Annotated in this window: 16 protein-coding genes and 1 pseudogene; 11 read left to right on the top strand and 6 right to left on the bottom strand. The window is 68.5% G+C overall.

The window, feature by feature from the left end:
- Positions 1–2: 2 nt before the first annotated feature.
- Positions 3–1,766, bottom strand: coding sequence for an acetolactate synthase 3 catalytic subunit (locus CFB81_RS11675; RefSeq protein ID WP_069618153.1), 1,764 nt, complete (start codon positions 1,764–1,766; stop codon positions 3–5).
- Positions 1,767–2,121: 355 nt separating this feature from the next.
- Between CFB81_RS11675 and CFB81_RS11680 the strand changes: the two genes are divergently transcribed.
- From CFB81_RS11680 to CFB81_RS11730, 11 genes are all read left to right on the top strand, one after another.
- Positions 2,122–2,685, top strand: coding sequence for an RNA polymerase sigma factor (locus CFB81_RS11680; protein ID WP_006491033.1), 564 nt, complete (start codon positions 2,122–2,124; stop codon positions 2,683–2,685).
- Entirely contained in the window at positions 2,682–3,116 is a 435-nt protein-coding gene (locus tag CFB81_RS11685) for a DUF3619 family protein (RefSeq protein ID WP_089435396.1), read from the top strand. The genes CFB81_RS11680 and CFB81_RS11685 overlap by 4 nt, the downstream gene beginning before the upstream one ends.
- Before the next feature lie 26 nt (positions 3,117–3,142).
- Positions 3,143–3,904: a DUF3106 domain-containing protein gene (locus CFB81_RS11690; protein WP_069618151.1), complete on the top strand. Its 762-nt coding sequence runs from the start codon at positions 3,143–3,145 to the stop codon at positions 3,902–3,904.
- Between the two features lie 6 nt (positions 3,905–3,910).
- Positions 3,911–4,417: an RDD family protein gene (locus CFB81_RS11695; protein ID WP_069618150.1), complete on the top strand. Its 507-nt coding sequence runs from the start codon at positions 3,911–3,913 to the stop codon at positions 4,415–4,417.
- A 226-nt stretch (positions 4,418–4,643) separates the two neighbouring features.
- A complete protein-coding gene (locus CFB81_RS11700) occupies positions 4,644–5,582 on the top strand; it encodes a UDP-2,3-diacylglucosamine diphosphatase (protein WP_069618149.1) in 939 nt (312 codons plus the stop codon).
- 28 nt (positions 5,583–5,610) lie between these two features.
- Entirely contained in the window at positions 5,611–6,645 is a 1,035-nt protein-coding gene (locus CFB81_RS11705) for a glycosyltransferase family 1 protein (protein WP_069618148.1), read from the top strand.
- On the top strand, positions 6,642–7,178 hold the full coding sequence (locus tag CFB81_RS11710) for a diacylglycerol kinase (protein ID WP_089435397.1): 537 nt from the start codon (positions 6,642–6,644) through the stop codon (positions 7,176–7,178). The genes CFB81_RS11705 and CFB81_RS11710 overlap by 4 nt, the downstream gene beginning before the upstream one ends.
- Before the next feature lie 202 nt (positions 7,179–7,380).
- Entirely contained in the window at positions 7,381–8,139 is a 759-nt protein-coding gene (locus tag CFB81_RS11715) for a TetR/AcrR family transcriptional regulator (RefSeq protein WP_069618146.1), read from the top strand.
- The gene (locus CFB81_RS11720; RefSeq protein ID WP_006497020.1) at positions 8,136–8,717 is read left to right on the top strand and encodes a TIGR00730 family Rossman fold protein; all 582 of its coding nucleotides are present in this window, start codon (positions 8,136–8,138) and stop codon (positions 8,715–8,717) included. Before CFB81_RS11715 ends, CFB81_RS11720 begins: the two co-directional genes overlap by 4 nt.
- Positions 8,718–8,739: 22 nt before the next feature.
- The gene (locus tag CFB81_RS11725; RefSeq protein ID WP_089435398.1) at positions 8,740–9,501 is read left to right on the top strand and encodes an SDR family oxidoreductase; all 762 of its coding nucleotides are present in this window, start codon (positions 8,740–8,742) and stop codon (positions 9,499–9,501) included.
- 228 nt (positions 9,502–9,729) lie between these two features.
- Complete coding sequence (locus CFB81_RS11730) at positions 9,730–11,622, top strand: glycosyltransferase family 39 protein (protein WP_089435399.1); 1,893 nt, start codon at positions 9,730–9,732, stop codon at positions 11,620–11,622.
- Between the two features lie 177 nt (positions 11,623–11,799).
- Here CFB81_RS11730 and CFB81_RS11735 read toward each other — a convergent pair whose 3' ends face one another.
- The 5 genes and pseudogenes from CFB81_RS11735 to CFB81_RS11755 all read right to left on the bottom strand — a co-directional run bounded on the left by CFB81_RS11735 (position 11,800) and on the right by CFB81_RS11755 (position 16,927).
- Complete coding sequence (locus tag CFB81_RS11735; RefSeq protein ID WP_089435400.1) at positions 11,800–12,417, bottom strand: DUF924 family protein; 618 nt, start codon at positions 12,415–12,417, stop codon at positions 11,800–11,802.
- Positions 12,414–13,138 (bottom strand): annotated as a pseudogene (locus CFB81_RS11740) (alanyl-tRNA editing protein). The gene CFB81_RS11735 and the pseudogene CFB81_RS11740 overlap by 4 nt, the downstream one beginning before the upstream one ends.
- A gap of 105 nt (positions 13,139–13,243) precedes the next feature.
- On the bottom strand, positions 13,244–13,654 hold the full coding sequence (locus CFB81_RS11745; protein WP_034207992.1) for a group II truncated hemoglobin: 411 nt from the start codon (positions 13,652–13,654) through the stop codon (positions 13,244–13,246).
- A gap of 43 nt (positions 13,655–13,697) precedes the next feature.
- Positions 13,698–16,313 carry an ABC transporter permease gene (locus tag CFB81_RS11750; protein WP_143328585.1) on the bottom strand — a complete coding sequence of 872 codons (2,616 nt, stop codon included), beginning with the start codon at positions 16,311–16,313 and terminating at the stop codon, positions 13,698–13,700.
- Positions 16,310–16,927: a DUF4126 domain-containing protein gene (locus CFB81_RS11755; RefSeq protein ID WP_069618140.1), complete on the bottom strand. Its 618-nt coding sequence runs from the start codon at positions 16,925–16,927 to the stop codon at positions 16,310–16,312. Before CFB81_RS11755 ends, CFB81_RS11750 begins: the two co-directional genes overlap by 4 nt.
- Positions 16,928–17,072: the final 145 nt, after the last annotated feature.

Consider the following 17,072-nt stretch of genomic DNA (forward strand, 5'->3'; position numbering starts at 1 on the left):
CGTTACAGATCTTCCGATCCGAGCAGCATCTCGGTGATGCCCTTGCCGGCCTGTACCATCGGCCAGACGTTTTCGGTCGGATCGGTCTGGAAGTCGAGAAACACGGTGCGGTCCTTCAGGCGCAGCGCTTCCTTCAGCGCCGGCTCCACATCCGAAGTCTTTTCGATCCGCATGCCGACGTGGCCGTACGCTTCGGCGAGCTTCACGAAATCGGGCAGCGCATCCATGTACGAATGCGAATAGCGCTTGCTGTATTCGATCTGCTGCCACTGGCGGACCATGCCGAGGTAGCGGTTGTTCAGCGAAATGATCTTCACGGGCGTGTCGTACTGCAGGCAGGTCGACAGTTCCTGGATGCACATCTGGATCGAGCCTTCGCCCGTGATGCACAGCACGTCGTCGTCCGGGTGGGCCATCTTCACGCCCATCGCCGCCGGCAGGCCGAAGCCCATCGTGCCGAGGCCGCCGGAGTTGATCCAGCGACGCGGCTTGTTGAAACGGTAGAACTGCGCGGCCCACATCTGGTGCTGGCCGACGTCCGAGCACACGAACGCATTGCCGTCCGTCAGCTCCCACGCCTTCTCGACCACGTACTGCGGCTTGATGATCTCGCTTTCGCGGTCGTACTTCAGGCAGTCCTTCGCACGCCAGCCTTCGATGTCCGTCCACCATTGCGCGAGCGCGTCGGTGTCGGGCCCATGCTCGGCCGTCTGCAGTTGCTCGATCAGTTCCTTCAGCACTTCCTTCACGTCGCCGACGATCGGAATGTCGACCTTCACGCGCTTCGAGATCGACGACGGGTCGATGTCGATGTGAATGATCTTGCGCGGGCGCGACGCGAAGTGCGCCGGGTCGCCGATCACGCGGTCGTCGAAGCGGGCGCCGATCGCGATCAGCACGTCGCAGTGCTGCATCGCCATGTTCGCTTCGTAGGTGCCGTGCATGCCGAGCATGCCGAGGAATTTCTTGTCCGACGCGCGATAGCCGCCGAGGCCCATCAGCGTGTTCGTGACCGGGTAGCCGAGCAGGTCCGCGAACTGGTTCAGCTCGCGCGACGCGTCGGCGAGGATGATGCCGCCACCCGTGTAGATGTAGGGGCGCTTGGCCGTCAGCAGCAGCGACACGGCCTTGCGGATCTGGCCCGAATGGCCTTTCGTGACGGGGTTGTACGAACGCAGCGACACGCTCTTCACCGGCTCGTACTGGCACGGCGTCTTCGAGATGTCCTTCGGGATGTCGATCAGCACCGGGCCCGGACGGCCGGTGCGGGCGATATAGAACGCCTTCTTGACGGTTTCCGCGAGGTCGCGCACGTCCTTCACGAGGAAGTTGTGCTTCACGCACGGGCGCGTGATGCCGACGGTGTCGCATTCCTGGAACGCATCCTGGCCGATCGCGGCGGTCGGCACCTGGCCGCTGATCACGACCATCGGGATCGAATCCATGTACGCCGTGGCGATGCCGGTCACCGCGTTGGTGACACCGGGGCCGGACGTCACGAGACAGACGCCGACATTGCCGGTGGAGCGCGCATACGCATCGGCTGCGTGCACGGCTGCCTGTTCATGGCGCACCAGCACGTGCTGAATCTTGTCCTGCTTGTACAGCTCGTCGTAGATGTAGAGAACCGAGCCGCCGGGGTAGCCCCAGATGAATTCGACGTTTTCGTCGGCCAGTGCCTTCATGAGCACGGTACCGCCGATGGAGTCGCTATCGGGAGGGGAAAGGGGTTCCGACGTGGAGAATTCCGCGCTGGGCATGTTCATTTTGACCTTTCGAATTTTCGGCAAAAAATTGATCGGGTGCTCTCTGCCGGGCTTGTGGCTCGGGTTCAAGCGGCGCGTCCAGTTTGAAGGGCGGGCTTCTTGGGCCAGCCTCAAATGAGACCATCACTTCATGTTGCGAATCGCCGACAATAGCGGGTCGAAGCGGGGCCGTCAAGCAAAATATCCCGCAGCGCATCATGCGCGCCGCCTGGCGCCCGGCCGGCGCGGTTCGCGCGCAACGTGCGGCGGCCGACCCGGTGCCAAGCCGCATGAAAATTTGATAGCATCCGCGGGTTTTACGAAATTTTTCGACCTTTTACACCACGCAGCGGGCCGCAGCGCATACCTTCACGGAATGGCATCAGACAAGGAACTCGCCGACTTTCTGGCGGGCGTCGAAAGGCGCGCGTTCAAGCAGGCTGCGTACGCCGTACGTGACGACGATGCATCGCTCGACATCGTGCAGGACGCGATGATCAAGCTCGCGGAAAAGTACGGGGACCGCCCGTCGGCCGAGCTGCCGCTGCTTTTTCAGCGGATCCTGCAGAACGCGATCCACGACTGGTTCCGCCGGCAGAAGGTCCGCAACACGTGGGTGACGCTCTTCTCGTCGCTGAACAACACCGACGACGACGACTTCGACCCGCTCGAAACGCTCGAATCCGCGGACGACAACGCGGGCGTCGAGAGCAGCGAGCACCGCCTCGAAAGAGAGCAGGTTCTGGCCCTGATCGACGAAGAAATCCAGAAGCTTCCGACGCGTCAACGGGAAGCGTTCCTGATGCGTTATTGGGAAGATATGGATGTCGCCGAGACTGCCGCCGCAATGGGGTGCTCCGAGGGCAGCGTCAAGACGCACTGCTCGCGAGCCACTCACACCCTGGCGCAAGCGCTCAAGGCCAAAGGAATCACGCTATGAGCTCCGCAAACCGAGAACACGAATTCGCGCTGAAGGTGCGCCGCGCGCTGGACGAGCGCGCGGCCGCGCTGCCTGCCGCGACCACCGATCGGCTGGCCGTCGCCCGCCGGGCCGCGCTCGCGCGCAAGAAGCCCGAAGCCGCGAACGCGCCGGTGTTCGTGCCGGCCTTCGCCGGCGCGGCCGGCGCCTACGGCTCGACGCCCGGGAACCGCCCGCCCGCCGGCCGCCCGTACGCGTCGTTTGCCCGCCGCCTGCTGCGTGCGTGGCCGCTCGCGTTGCTGCTCGCGGGGCTCGTCGGCATCGCGTACTGGGAAGACATGCAGCGCACCGCCGAACTCGCCGACATCGACGCGGCGATGCTCAGCGACGACCTGCCGCTCAATGCGTATCTCGATCACGGGTTCAACGCGTATCTTTCGCGCGCTCACTAACAGACAATAACGAGGGGATCGCACGGGTGAGTCAGAAGCGCGGCCTGGCCGTATTTTTCGGATGCGTGATCGCGATCGCCGTTTCCTACGTCGCCACGTATTCCCGATTCCACCCGGCCCCCGCGACGGCACCCGTCGCGACCACCAGCCCCGCCGCGCCCGCGTCAACCGCGACCGGGCTGACCGCCGAACTCCCGCCGCTTCCCCTTCCGCTGCCGGCCGCCGCCGGCCCGCTGTCGTGGGCACGCCTTACGCCGGCGCAGCACGCGGCCCTCGCGCCGTTCGCCGACCAGTGGGACGGCTTCAGCGACGCCCGCAAGCGCAAATGGCTGAAGATCGCATCGCGTTTCGCGAAGTTGTCGCCAGATGACCAGAAGCGGCTGCAGGACCGGATGACCGAATGGGCGAAGATGACGCCCGAACAGCGCCGCGTCGCGCGCGAGAACTACCAGAGCGCGAAGGAGTTGTCCGCGCAGGCGCGCGAGCGCGCGTGGAAAGCCTATCAGCAGCTCCCCGAGGAACAGAAGGAACGGCTTGCCGCCGCCGAGCGCCGCCGCAGGCCGAGCGTCGTCAGCGCGCCGCCGACGGTCGCCGACCGTGACGTCCGCCGCCTCGTCAACTCGCACGAACATCCGGCGAGCGGCGCGACCGCCACCCCGGCGCCCGCCTCGGCCGGCGTCGTCGTGCAGCCGGTGCCTGCATCGTCGACGTCCGGCACCGCATCGGCACCGGCCGCGGTCGTGCCGGTGTCGCCCGCCGACGCGCCTTCGCTGTTCAAGGGCTCCTGAGCGGCCGTGGCGAACGCCCGCGCTCCCGAGACCCCGGCCGCCGCGCCGTCCGTGCGGCGGCGCCTCGCCGCGCTGCTCTACGAAGGCGTGCTGCTGTTCGGCGTCGTCTTCTTCGCCGGGCTCGCGTTCAGTCTCGCGACGCAGCAACGCAACGGCCTCGTTCATCACAACCTGCTTGCCGCATGGATCGCGCTCGTCGTCGGCGCGTATTTCGTGTGGTTCTGGACGCACGGCGGCCAGACGCTGCCGATGAAAACCTGGCGGCTGCGGCTCGAATCGTCAAGCGGCCGGCCGCTGAGCGCCGGCCACGCGCTCGTCCGCTACGCGTTGGGCTGGCTGTGGTTCCTGCCGCCACTCGCGCTGCACCCGCTCCTCGGCCTGTCGGTGCCCGTCACGCTCGCGCTCGCCGCCGCATGGATCGTCGTGTGGGCCGGCGCCGCCCGGTTGCACGCCGGCCGCCAGTTCCCGCACGACCGGATCGCGCGCACGCGCGTCGTCGCGATACCGCGCTGACGCGCCGCATTCGTCCGACGAAAACCGCTCGCCCGGCCCGTTCCCGATCGAGCCGAACAGCCTTGCCGGACACGCGCCGACCGTTCAGTGCGGCAGCTTACGCAACGCCCGCTCATTTACTGCTAAACACCCTTCGACGGCCGTAATAAGAACGTCTCGTGACTGTCACGGCACAGTCACGCCCGCATGGCGGAATGCCGGTAATGTCAACCGGCGCGAGTCATGCATGGGCCAGAAAACGTCCGCGACTTCATTGTTTCGTCATCCCATCGGCGCCCGCGCCGCCACAGCGTTCCTGTCCGGCTCGGGGGCAACCGACGGCGTGGTGTCGCACAAGCCGCCGGTCGCGCACACCACGCAGCACGACGACCCGGAGCCGTCCGCCCATCGCTACCGCACCATCTGGCTGTCCGACATCCACCTCGGCTCGAGCGGCTGTCAGGCGCCCTACCTGCTGGATTTCCTGCGTCACAACGACTCGGAATACCTGTACCTCGTCGGCGACATCATCGACGGCTGGCAGCTGAAAAAAGGCTGGTACTGGCCGCAGGCGCACAACGACGTCGTGCAGAAGATCCTGCGCAAGGCGCGCAAGGGCACGCAGGTCGTCTACATCCCCGGCAACCACGACGAAGGCGCGCGGCAGTTCTGCGATCTCGCGTTCGGCGACATCCAGGTGCGCGGCGAGGCGTTCCACACGACACTCGCGGGCAAACGTTTGTGGATCGTGCACGGCGACCTGTTCGACGGCGTGATCCAGCACGCGAAATGGCTCGCGTACCTCGGCGACACGCTCTACACGCTGATCCTCGTGCTGAACCGCTGGTTCAACCGGATCCGCAGCCGGCTCGGCTTCCAGTACTGGTCGCTGTCGCAATACCTGAAGCACCAGGTCAAGAACGCGGTCAACTTCATCTCGCAGTTCGAGACCGTGATGACCGACGAGGCGCGCCGCCGCGGCTGCGACGGCGTCGTGTGCGGCCACATCCACAAGGCCGAGATCCGCGACATCGACGGCGTGCTGTACTGCAACGACGGCGACTGGGTCGAAAGCCTGTCCGCGCTCGTCGAAACGATGGAAGGCGAATTGAAGATCGTCTACTGGACGGTGATGCGCACCGCGCCATCCGAGACCACGTCGCGCAAGGCCAAGGCCGCTGCCTGACACAACCCTACTTACAGGACATGCCGCGATGAAGATCATGATCGTCACCGACGCGTGGGAACCGCAGGTCAACGGCGTCGTACGCACGCTGAAGAGCACGTCGCGCGAACTCACGGCGCTCGGCCACCGCGTCGAACTGCTGACGCCGCTGGAATTCCGCACGGTGCCCTGCCCGACCTACCCCGAGATCCGCCTGTCGATCCTGCCGTATCGCAAGCTGCGCGCGCGGATCGATGCGTTCGCACCCGACGCGCTGCACATCGCGACCGAAGGCCCGCTGGGCCTGGCCGCGCGGCGCTATGCGCGCGCCCGCAAGCTACCGTACACGACCGCGTACCACACGCGCTTTCCGGAATACGTGCAGGCGCGCTTCGGCATCCCGCTGGCGGCGACCTACAAGTTCCTGCACTGGTTCCACGGCCCGTCGCTCGCGGTGATGGCGCCGACGCCGGTCGTCAAGCAGGACCTCGAGAAATTCGGCTTCACGAACGTCGTGCTGTGGACCCGCGGCGTCGACCTCGACACCTTCCGGCCGATGGACTCGAAGGTGCTCAACACCGCGCGGCCGATCTTCCTGTACGTGGGCCGCGTCGCGATCGAGAAGAACGTCGAGGCGTTCCTGCGCCTCGACCTGCCCGGCTCGAAGTGGGTCGCGGGCGAAGGCCCCGCGCTCGCGGAACTGAAATCGCGCTATCCGGAGGCGAACTATCTCGGCGTGCTGTCACAGACGGAACTCGCGAAGGTGTATGCTGCGGCCGACGTGTTCGTATTCCCGAGTCGCACCGACACGTTCGGCCTCGTGCTGCTCGAAGCCCTCGCCTGCGGCACGCCGGTGGCCGCGTATCCCGTAACCGGCCCGATCGACGTGCTCGGCGGTGGCGATGCCGGCGCGATGCACGAGGACCTGCAGGAAGCCTGCCTCGAGGCGCTGAAGATCGAACGCACGACTGCGCGCGCGTGGGCGGAACGCTTCTCGTGGCGCGCCGCATCCGAGCAGTTCGCGTCGCATCTGAAGCCGCTGCCGAAGACCGCGTACTCGCCAGCCGAAGGTGCAGCCGTTTGAAACGAGACCTGAACGACAAGATCCCGCCCCCCGCCGCGACGCCGTCACGGCACCGCCCGTTCGACGAGGAAGAGCCGCATGCCGACGCGGACGCGCACCCGCACGAGCCGCTCGGCCCCGACGACCGGCTCGCGCCGCTGCCGCCGAATCCGTACAAGCGCCACCGCGGCATCACGCGTGCGTGGTTCGCGCTCAAGCATTCTCTGAACGGCTTTCGCGTCGCGATCCGCGAGGAAAGCGCGTTTCGCCAGGAGCTCACGCTCGCCGCGCTGATGCTGCCGGTCGGCGCATTCTCGCCGGTGCCCGCCGCGTCGCGCGCGCTGCTGATCGGCTCGGTGCTGCTGGTGCTGATCGTCGAGCTGCTGAACTCGAGCGTCGAAGCCGCGATCGACCGCATCTCGCTCGAGCGCCACGAACTCTCGAAGCGCGCGAAGGACCTCGGCAGCGCGGCCGTGACCGTCGCGCTGTTCGCGTGCGTGACGACGTGGGGCTTCGTGCTCGGCCCGGTCGTCGCACGCTGGCTCGGCGTCTAGGCCACCGCCGGGCGCCTTTCGCCACGCCTGCATGCGGCGCCGCACCATGCGCCGCGCGGGGGCCGCGATCACGAAATGCCCCGGCGTGGCGAAACCCCGGTTTATAATCGTCCGCCAGACATAGAACAGCAACCCGCGCCGGACGAATCACGCAGCATCGATTGCAGCGCCCGCCAGTCCGGCACATACAGGGCCGGACGACATGGAAGCGAAACCTCCCCGCCGCACCCGCGAACGGATTCTCGAGTTGTCGTTGAAACTCTTCAACGAGATCGGCGAGCCGAACGTCACCACCACGACGATCGCCGAGGAAATGGAAATCAGTCCAGGCAACCTGTACTACCATTTCCGCAACAAGGACGACATCATCAACAGCATCTTCGCGCAGTTCGAGCAACAGATCGAACGGCGGCTGCGCTTCCCCGAAGATCACCGTCCGACGATCGACGAAACCTGGTCGTACCTGCAGTACATGGCCGATTTCATGTGGACCTACCGGTTCCTGTATCGCGACCTCAACGACCTGCTCGCACGCAACCGCACGCTCGAGACGCACTTCAAGCAGATCATCAGCCACAAGGTGCGCTTCGCGCACGACATGTGCGAGCTGCTCGTCTCCGACGCCGAGATGGTCGCGACGCCCGCCGAGATCGAGGTCATCGCGACCAACATGGCGGTGATCTCGACGTACTGGCTGTCGTACCAGTACGTGATGCATCCGCGCAAGTACAACGACCAGGACGCGATCCGCGAAGAGCTGCACCAGGTGAGCATGCACGTGATCTCGATCATGGCCCCGTACCTGCGCGGCCGTTCGCGCCAGCTGTTCGACGATCTCGTGTCCGGCAAGCTGCCCAAGCGCCAGTTCACCGACTACCTGCCGCCGCGCGACGGTTCGCCGCGCCCGGCGGGCGGCCCCGTCGCCACCGGACAGGCCTCCGCCAAGGACGCAAAGCAATGAAGGCGGTCTGCGTTTACTGCGGCTCGTCGTCCGGCGTGCGGCCCGTCTATGCCGACGCCGCGCGCGCGTTCGGCCGCGCGCTCGTCGATGCGGGCCTCACGCTCGTGTACGGCGGTGGCCGCGTCGGCCTGATGGGCGTGATCGCCGACGAGGTGATGGCGGCCGGCGGCCGTGCGGTCGGCGTGATCCCCGAGTTGCTCGTCGACAAGGAAGTCGGCCATACGGGGCTGTCGGAACTGCACGTCGTGCCCGACATGCACCATCGCAAGAAAATGATGGCCGACCTCTCCGACGCGTTCGTCGCGATGCCCGGCGGCGCCGGCACGCTCGAGGAGCTCTTCGAGGTCTATACGTGGGCGCAGCTCGGCTATCACCGCAAGCCCGTCGCGCTCTACAACATCGATTCGTTCTACGATCCGCTGATCGCGCTGCTGCGCCATACGGTCGACGAAGGCTTCATGCGGCCGGCCTATTTCGACGCGCTGTGCGTCGAATCGGAACCCGTCGCGCTGATCGAACGGCTGCGCCGCTATCAGCCGCCCGCACGCGACAAGTGGGCACCCGACGCAGCGAAGTAAACGTCACCGGAAACCGCACGCGATGACCGCACCGTCCGACCGCAAGGCTGTCCTCATCACCGGCGCGAGCCGCGGCATCGGCCGCGCGACCGCCGTGCTCGCGGCCGAACGCGGCTGGGACGTCGGCATCAACTACGCGCGCGACGCGGCCGCGGCCGAGCTGACCGCGCAGGCCGTGCGCGACGCGGGCGGCCGCGCGTGCATCGTCGCGGGCGACGTCGCGAACGAGGCGGACGTCGTCGCTATGTTCGACACCGTTGCGGCCGAGTTCGGACGCCTTGACGCGCTCGTCAACAATGCCGGCATCGTCGCGCCGTCGATGCCGCTCGCCGACATGCCGGTCGACCGGCTGCGGCGGATGTTCGATACCAACGTGCTCGGCGCCTACCTGTGCGCGCGCGAAGCGGCGCGGCGGCTGTCCACCGATCGCGGCGGGCGCGGCGGCGCGATCGTCAACGTGTCGTCGATCGCGTCTCGACTCGGCTCGCCGAACGAGTACGTCGACTACGCGGGCTCGAAAGGCGCGGTCGATTCGCTGACGATCGGCCTGGCCAGGGAACTCGGCCCGCACGGCGTGCGCGTCAACGCGGTGCGCCCGGGCCTGATCGAGACCGACATTCATGCAAGCGGCGGCCAGCCGGGCCGTGCGGCCCGTCTCGGCGCGCAAACGCCGCTCGGCCGCGCGGGCGAAGCGCAGGAGATCGCCGAGGCGATCGTCTGGCTGCTCGGCGATGCGGCGTCCTACACGACGGGCGCCCTGCTCGACATCGGCGGCGGCCGCTAAACTGACGCGCGGCGCAACAATACAGCGGTCGAAACCGCCCCTTGGTCACGGCGCCACAAATCTCCACAATTCCGTGACACTTCCAGTAAACATCCGTAACAATTCCGTGCTCTACTAGCGGCCATTCAGACAGGTGTCTCAAACACGCTGTCCGTTACCCCGGATGTAGCCCCTTATCGGTCCAGCCCATGTCGCCGGACCGGCTCGACTCGACCCGAGATCTTTTCCATGCCTGGAACCGCAGCGCCCAGCCGGCGACGCACGTCCGTGCCCGCCCCGGCCGCGCACACCCGCTCGACCGCCGATACCGACGTCATCGCGACGCTGGACGTCGCCGGCACGCCCGTCGCGGCCTCGACCGCCGCCATCAGCCCCCCGCGCGACCGCTCGCTGCTGCTCGGCTGGCGCGCATGGCTGTTCGTCGTCGCGCTGGTGTGCGCGTACACGCTGCCGGGCGTGCTCGGGCACGATCCGTGGAAACAGGACGAAACCTATACGTTCGGCATCGTCCAGCACATGCTCGAGACCGGCGATTTCATCGTCCCGACCAATGCCGGTCTGCCGTTCATGGAAAAGCCGCCGCTTTACGCGTGGGTCGCGACCAGCCTCGCGTGGCTGCTGCAGCGCGTGATGCCGCTGCACGACGCAGCGCGCCTCGCGAGCGCCCTGTTCGCCGCGCTCGCGTTCGGCTTCATCGCGCGGGCGGCCCGCGTGGCCAGCCGCGCGGACGGCTGGTTCGACCTGCGCGTGATCGGTCCGGTCGTGCTGAGCGCGGGCACGCTCGTCGTCATCAAGCACGTGCACGACATGATGACGGACGTCGCGCTGTTTGCCGGCACCGCAATGGCGTTCTGCGGGCTGCTCGAACTCGTGATGCAGCACGTCGCGCGCGCGCAGCCGATGCGTCACGGGCTGCCGGCGCACCCGGCGGGCCGCTGGGCCGCGCCGATCTTCGGCGCGGGTGTCGGCATCGCGCTGATGGCGAAGGGGCTGTTCGTGCCGCTCGTGTTCGCGGCCACGCTCGTCTGCACGCTGGTGCTGTACCCGGCCTGCCGCACCCGCGCGTTCGCGCGCGCGCTCGGCGTCGCCGCGCTCGTGTTCGCGCCGTTCGCGCTGATCTGGCCGACCGCGCTATTCCTGCGCTCGGAAACGCTGTTCATGACGTGGTTCTGGGACAACAACGTCGGCCGCTTCTTCGGCTTCTCCGTTCCCGAACTGGGCGCGGAAAACGACAAGCCGTTCTTCATCCTGCGCGCGTTCCTGCTCGTCGGCTTCCCGGTCGCGCCGCTCGCGATCGCCGCGCTCGCCCGCGGCGCATGGCGCGACTGGCGTACGCCGCGCATCGCGCTGCCCGTGCTGTTCGCCGGCATCGGGCTCGTGGTGCTGCAGGTGTCCGCGACGTCGCGCCAACTCTACATCCTGCCGTTCTTCGCACCGCTCGCGCTGGTCGCCGCGCAGGCGATCGACCGACTGCCGCGCCGGCTGCATCTTGCGTGGGATTACCTGAGCCGCATCCTGTTCGGCACGGTCGTCGTGCTCGCGTGGGCGATCTGGGCGGTGATGGCCGATCCGGCCGCGTCGCGCGCCGATCTCGCGCTGCTCGGCCGCTGGCTGCCGCTCGACTGGACGATGCCGATCCGGCCCGCGCTCGTGACCGGCGCGCTCGTGCTGACGGTCGGCTGGCTGACGCTGCTGCCGAAGCTGCGCACGACGGGGCCGTGGCGCGGCGCGCTGTCGTGGGGCGCCGGCGCGCTCGTCGCGTGGGGGCTCATCTATACGCTGCTGCTGCCGTGGCTGGACGTCGCGAAGAGCTACCGGTCGGTGTTCGACGACCTGAACGCGCATCTCGCGCTCGAATGGAACGACGGCGACTGCATGGCGAGCCTGCACGGGCTCGGCGAATCGGAAGCGCCGATGCTGTATTACTTCTCCGGCATCCAGCACACGCCGATCGACGACGCGAAGACGACGCGCTGCACGTGGATGATCGTGCAGGGCGTGCGGGCCGTCGATCCGGCGCCCGGCGACGAATGGAAGCTGTTCTGGACCGGCGCCCGCCCGGGCGACAACGACGAGTTGCTGCGCGTCTACGTGCGCACGCCCGAACAGCACCAGCAGTGACACGGGGCGGCGCGATGCGCCGCCCTGCCCGCCTTCACTTGCTTCTTCGGCACGGGCCGCCTTCATCCGTCCGACCGACCGGTGCGCAGCCTTTGCTGCAATACCGGCGCCGGCACGAACCCGCAAGCGTCCCAGGGTTCGCCGCCCCGTTCCGTCGTCTCGCCAATGGACGGAACGTCAGAACGACGAACCGGGCTCCCGCAGAAACGCCGCTTCCTCGTCGGTCGACGTGCGACCGAGAATCGCGTTCCGGTGCGGAAAGCGGCCGAAGCGCTCGACGACCGCCGCATGCAGCAACGCGTAGCGGTGATAGCTCTCGCACCCGGCCTCGTCGCGGATGCCCGCGCACAGGCGCACGGCCTCGCGCTGGCTCTCGACCGACTCGTCGTGCTCGAACGGCAGATACGCGAACGCACGATGATGTCCGCTCGGCAAGCGAGCGTCCCAGCCGGCCGCGACGACGCGGCGGGCCAGCGCGAGCGCCTTCGGATCGGCGGCAAACGCGCGCGGCGTGCCGCGATGGATGTTGCGCGAGAACTGGTCGAGCACGACGATCAACGCCAACGCACCCGACGGCGAATCGGCCCAGTGATCGCATGCGCCGTCGCATGCAGCATCGAGCAGCGCACCGTAACGCGTGCGCAGCACGTCGTCGAACGCCGCACCGCCGTTGAACCAGACCTTGCGGTTCTGCCCGAACTCGGCCGAGCCCGGCTCGCCGAACCAGAAATCGAGAATCTCCCGCGCCCGCGGATCGAGCGCCGCCTCGCCCTCTTTCCCGGTATCGATCGTCATGCAAGCTCCAGTACGAGGCGCCGTGTGCGCGCACTCTTCTTTTCCAGTTTCGCGACCCGCCGATTTCGGACGTGTTGCGCACGTGCGTGCCGCCGCACGGCTGCAGGTCGACGTTCTCGATGCGCAGCAGCCGCACGCGGCCGAGGCCCATCGGCGGCTTCACGCTCATCGTGCGTACGAGTTCGGGCCGCTCGGCCATCTCGTCGTCGGTAATCCATTCGGTCGTGACCGGATGCGCGCCGGCGACGAAACCCGCGAGGCGACGCTCGACGTCGTCGCGGTCGATCGCGTCGGACGTCGCGAAATCGAGCCGCACGTAGTCGGCCGTCACGCTGCAGCCGTCGACCGCGTACGGCAGCACCGCGCACATCAGGTGCGCGGCCGTATGCAGGCGCATGTGCCGGTAGCGGCGCGGCCAGTCGATCGCCGCGACCACGCGCATGCCGGGAGCAAGCGTCGCGACGCGCGCTTCCTGGCCCGGCGCGGGCAGATGCACGGCGTCGTCGGGCGTCGCGCCGTCGAACTTCGCCTTGCGCGTATCGGCAACCGCGATCGTGCTGCCGCCGGGCAGCGTCAGCGTGCCGGTGTCGCCCGCCTGGCCGCCGCCGAGCGGGTAGAACACGGTGCGATCGAGCCGGATGCCGTCGTCGCCGACGGCCTCGACGATCGCGTCGCATTGCATGAGATACGCGTCTTCGCGAAACAGCGCCTGTGTCGTCATCGGGATGAGCCTCGTATCGATGGGGGAAACGGCCAGTGTCGCGCCGGGCCGCACGTACGCCCAGACGCAGATCGTCCCGCGCGCGGGCAGCGGCGTACCGGTCGATCAACCGGGCCGGTTGCGCATCCAGTCGGCCGTGTCGTAGAACGAATGCATGAGCCGCTCGCGCAGCGGCTCCGGCAGCCCGACATCCTCCATCGCCCACGCCATGCAGCGCAGCCACTGGTCGCGCTCGACCGACGCGATCGGGAACGGCAGGTGCCGCGCACGCAGGCGCGGATGGCCGAACCGGCTGATGTAGTGGTCAGGGCCGCCGAGCCAGCCGCACAGGAACCAGAACAGCTTGTCGCGCGAACCGTCGAGCGACGGCGGATGCAGCGCGCGAATCTGCGCGAACTCGGGCTCGAGGTCCATCAGGTCGTAGAAGCGGTCCACCATGTCGCGCACGCGGGCTTCGCCGCCCACGAGCTCGAACGCCGTCGGCTGCGACGGCGCATCGTCATTCACATCGGTCATACGGATAGTCGGGAAACGGGATCTTCGGGGCCGCAGGCGACGCTCACGCGTCGCGCAGCGACTGCAGCGCGGGGCGCCGCAACACATTATGCAGGCTCAGCCAGCCGGCCGCACCGGCGCAGAAGACGCCGGCCGCGACGCCGGCCGGCACGAGCCACGGATCGACGGCGAGCTGGAAGTCGAACACGCGCGACGCGAGCACCCAGCCGACCGCGATCGCGCCCACCGACGCCAGCACGCCGGCCAGCGCGCCGACCACGACGAATTCCGCGCGCTGCACCGCGTTGACCTGCGCGCGCGACGCGCCGAGCGCGCGCAGCAGCGCGGCCTCGCGCACGCGCTCGTCGCGCGAGCCGGCAAGCGCCGTGTACAACACGAGCACGCCGGCCGCGAGCGTGAACGCGAACAGGAACTGCACGGCTCCGACTACCTGCAGCATCATCCGCTGCAACTGCGCGAGGATCGGCGCGACGTCGATCGCGGTCAGGTTCGGGTAGCGCGCGATCAGCGGATCGAGCAGCGCGGCGTTCGATGCGGGCAGATGGAAGCTCGTCAGGTAGACGGCCGGGAAATCCTTCAGCACCGGCGGCGGCATCAGCACGAAGAAGTTGACGCGAAACGAGCCCCAGTCGAGCTTGCGCACGCTCGTGATCGGCGCATCGACCGTCAGCCCCGTCACGTCGAAGCGCAGCGTGTCGCCGGGTTTCACGTTCAGCGTCTTCGCGAGGCCGGCTTCGATCGAGATCTGCGGCGTGGCCGCGGCGCCGAACCAGTCGCCTTCGACGATCCGGTTGTCGGACGGCAGCTCGGTCGTATACGACAGGTTGAATTCGCGATCGACGAGCCGGCGCGCCTCTTCCGACGGGTACGCGTCCGGATTCACCGGCTTGCCGTTGATCGCGACGAGGCGGCCACGCACCATCGGCGCGGGCACCGCGTCGTGCACGCCGTGCGCGGCCAGATAGGCAGCGACCTCGGCACGCTGGTCGGGCTGGATGTCGATCAGGAACTGGTTCGGCGCATCGGGCGGCGTCGACTGCCGCCAGCCCGCCACGAGGTCGTTGCGCGTGATCGCGATCAGCAGCAGGCACATCAGGCCGAGCGCGAGCGCGGTGATCTGCAGCGCGCTGGCCGTGCCGCGCCGGTGCAGCGACGCCAGCGCGTAACGCCAGCCGACGCCCGCGGCCACACGCGCATTGCGCACCGCGCGCGCGGCCGCGAACAGCACGAGCCGGGCGATCAGCGCGAACCCGACGAGCGCGCCGGCAAAGCCGCCCGCGACGATCAGGCCCAGCTTCAGGTTGCCGGCGGCCACGATCAGCAGCCCCGCGAACAGCACGACGCCGACCGCATACGCGGCCCACGCGGTGCGCGACGCGTCGCCCCATTCGCGCCGCAGCACGCGCACCGGCGGCACGCGCGTGAGCGGCACGAGCGGCGGCAGCGCGAAACCGAGCAGCAGCACGAGCGCGGCGCCCATGCCGATCAGCGCCGGCCACAACGTGGGCGGCGGCAGCGCGACGTCGATCAGGCTGCCGAGCGCGGCCAGCAGTGCCCAGTGGCCGCCGTAGCCGAGCACCGCGCCCGCGGCGCCCGATACGATGCCGACACCGGCGAATTCGAGCGCGAACAGCGCGCCGAGCGTGCGGCGGCTCACGCCGAGGCAGCGCATCGTCGCGCAGCCGTCGAGATGACGCCGCATGTAGCGCTGCGCGGCCATCGCGATCGCGACGGCCGCGAGCAGCGCGGTCAGCAATGCCACGAGCGTCAGGAAATGGCGCGCGCGATCCAGCGTCTGCCGCACCTGCGGCTGCCCTTCCTGCAACGACTCGAGCCCGACGCCGCGCAGCTTCCCGCCGTCGACGCGGGCATGCGCATAGGTTTCGAAGCGCGCGACGGCCGCTGCGTCGCCGGCGACCAGCAGCCGATACGTGACGCGGCTGCCATAGCCAGTGAGCCCCGTCGCGGCGAGCTCGTCCGCGCGCATCATCAGCCGCGGCGAAAAATTCACGAACGAAAAGCCGCGATCGAGTTCGCGGGCAATCGCCGCGGCGACCGTGAACGTGCGCAGCCCGACGCGCACCGTATCGCCCGCCTTCAGGTGCAGCGCGTCGAGCAGCGCCGGGTCGGCCCACACGGTGCCCGGCGCGGGGATCGCGGACGCCTTCTGCGCCGTGGTCGCACCGGCCGGCAGGATCTCGACCGCGCCGCGCAGCGGATAGCCGGGCGACACGGCCTTCACGGCCGCGAGGCGCGACGGCGCCGCATCGGCGGCCTGCCCGCCCGCGGCGGACGCGATCATGCTCGGGAAGATGGCGGTCGTCGCGGTACGCAGGCCGAGCGCGCGAGCCTGGCGGTCGAACGACGGATCGACGGGGCGATCGGCGCGCACGACGAAATCGGCGCCGAGCATCTGGCGCGCGTCGCGCTCGAGCCCCTGGCGCAGCCGATCGGCGAGAAAGCCGACGCTCGTCAGCGCCGCGACCGCGAGCACCAGCGCGAGGACCAGCAGCGTCAATTCGCCCGCGCGCCAGTCGCGCGCGGTCATCCGGGCAGCCTGATGGATCAGGTCGCGCAGGCCGAAGCGGCCGGCATGCGCCTGTCCGTCATGGCCGGGGTGCCCGGCCGGCGGCTGCGCCGCGTGTTGCGGCCCCTTCAATCGCGCTTCCCTCCGATCGAGTTGAGCCGCGACACCATGTGGTTCGCCATTCCGCGAAAGCCGCCCGATACGCCGCGCCACAGGCGCGGCAGCGCCCACGCCGACGCGGCGATGAACGCGGCGAGCAACACGAGGAACGCGAGCGGAACGAAGAACGCGAGGACGAGCCCGCCGACCACGAGACCATCCTCGGTCGACGACGCGAACCAGTTCGAAATCGGTTCGGGAGACAGGTTGATCAGCGCGCGCGTGCCGGCCTTCGCGACGTGCGCGGCGCCGGCGAGCGAGCCGCCGGCGAGCCCCGCGACCGCCAGCATGGCCGGATCGGCATGGCCGAGCGCGCCGGCCGCGAGCACGGCGCCCGCCGGAATGCGGATGAAGGTATGCACGGCATCCCACAGCGAGTCGAACGCGGGGATCTTGTCGGCAAGGAATTCGGTGACGGCGAGCACGGCCGCGGCGCCGATGACCCACGGCGACATCAGCACCGCCAGCGTGTCGGGCAGATGGAGCCAGCCGAACCGCGCCAGCATGCCGGCGATCAGCACCGTCAGGTACAGGCGCAGGCCGCTCGCCCACGCGAGCCCCGCGCCGAGCGAAATGGCTTCGATCATGGCCCTCTCCTTGCACTTTCCGTGCGTTTTGCCGATTGATCGGATCGGGTCGGACAGACCGGCCGCGCGGCGCATGGCGACCGGCACCGCGTGCCGCGAGCGGCACGACGGGATTCAGGCCCGAATACGTTCCATTATAGACAGG

Origin of the sequence: Burkholderia sp. AU28863, assembly GCF_002223195.1 — a bacterium.
GTDB classification, from domain to species: domain Bacteria; phylum Pseudomonadota; class Gammaproteobacteria; order Burkholderiales; family Burkholderiaceae; genus Burkholderia; species Burkholderia sola.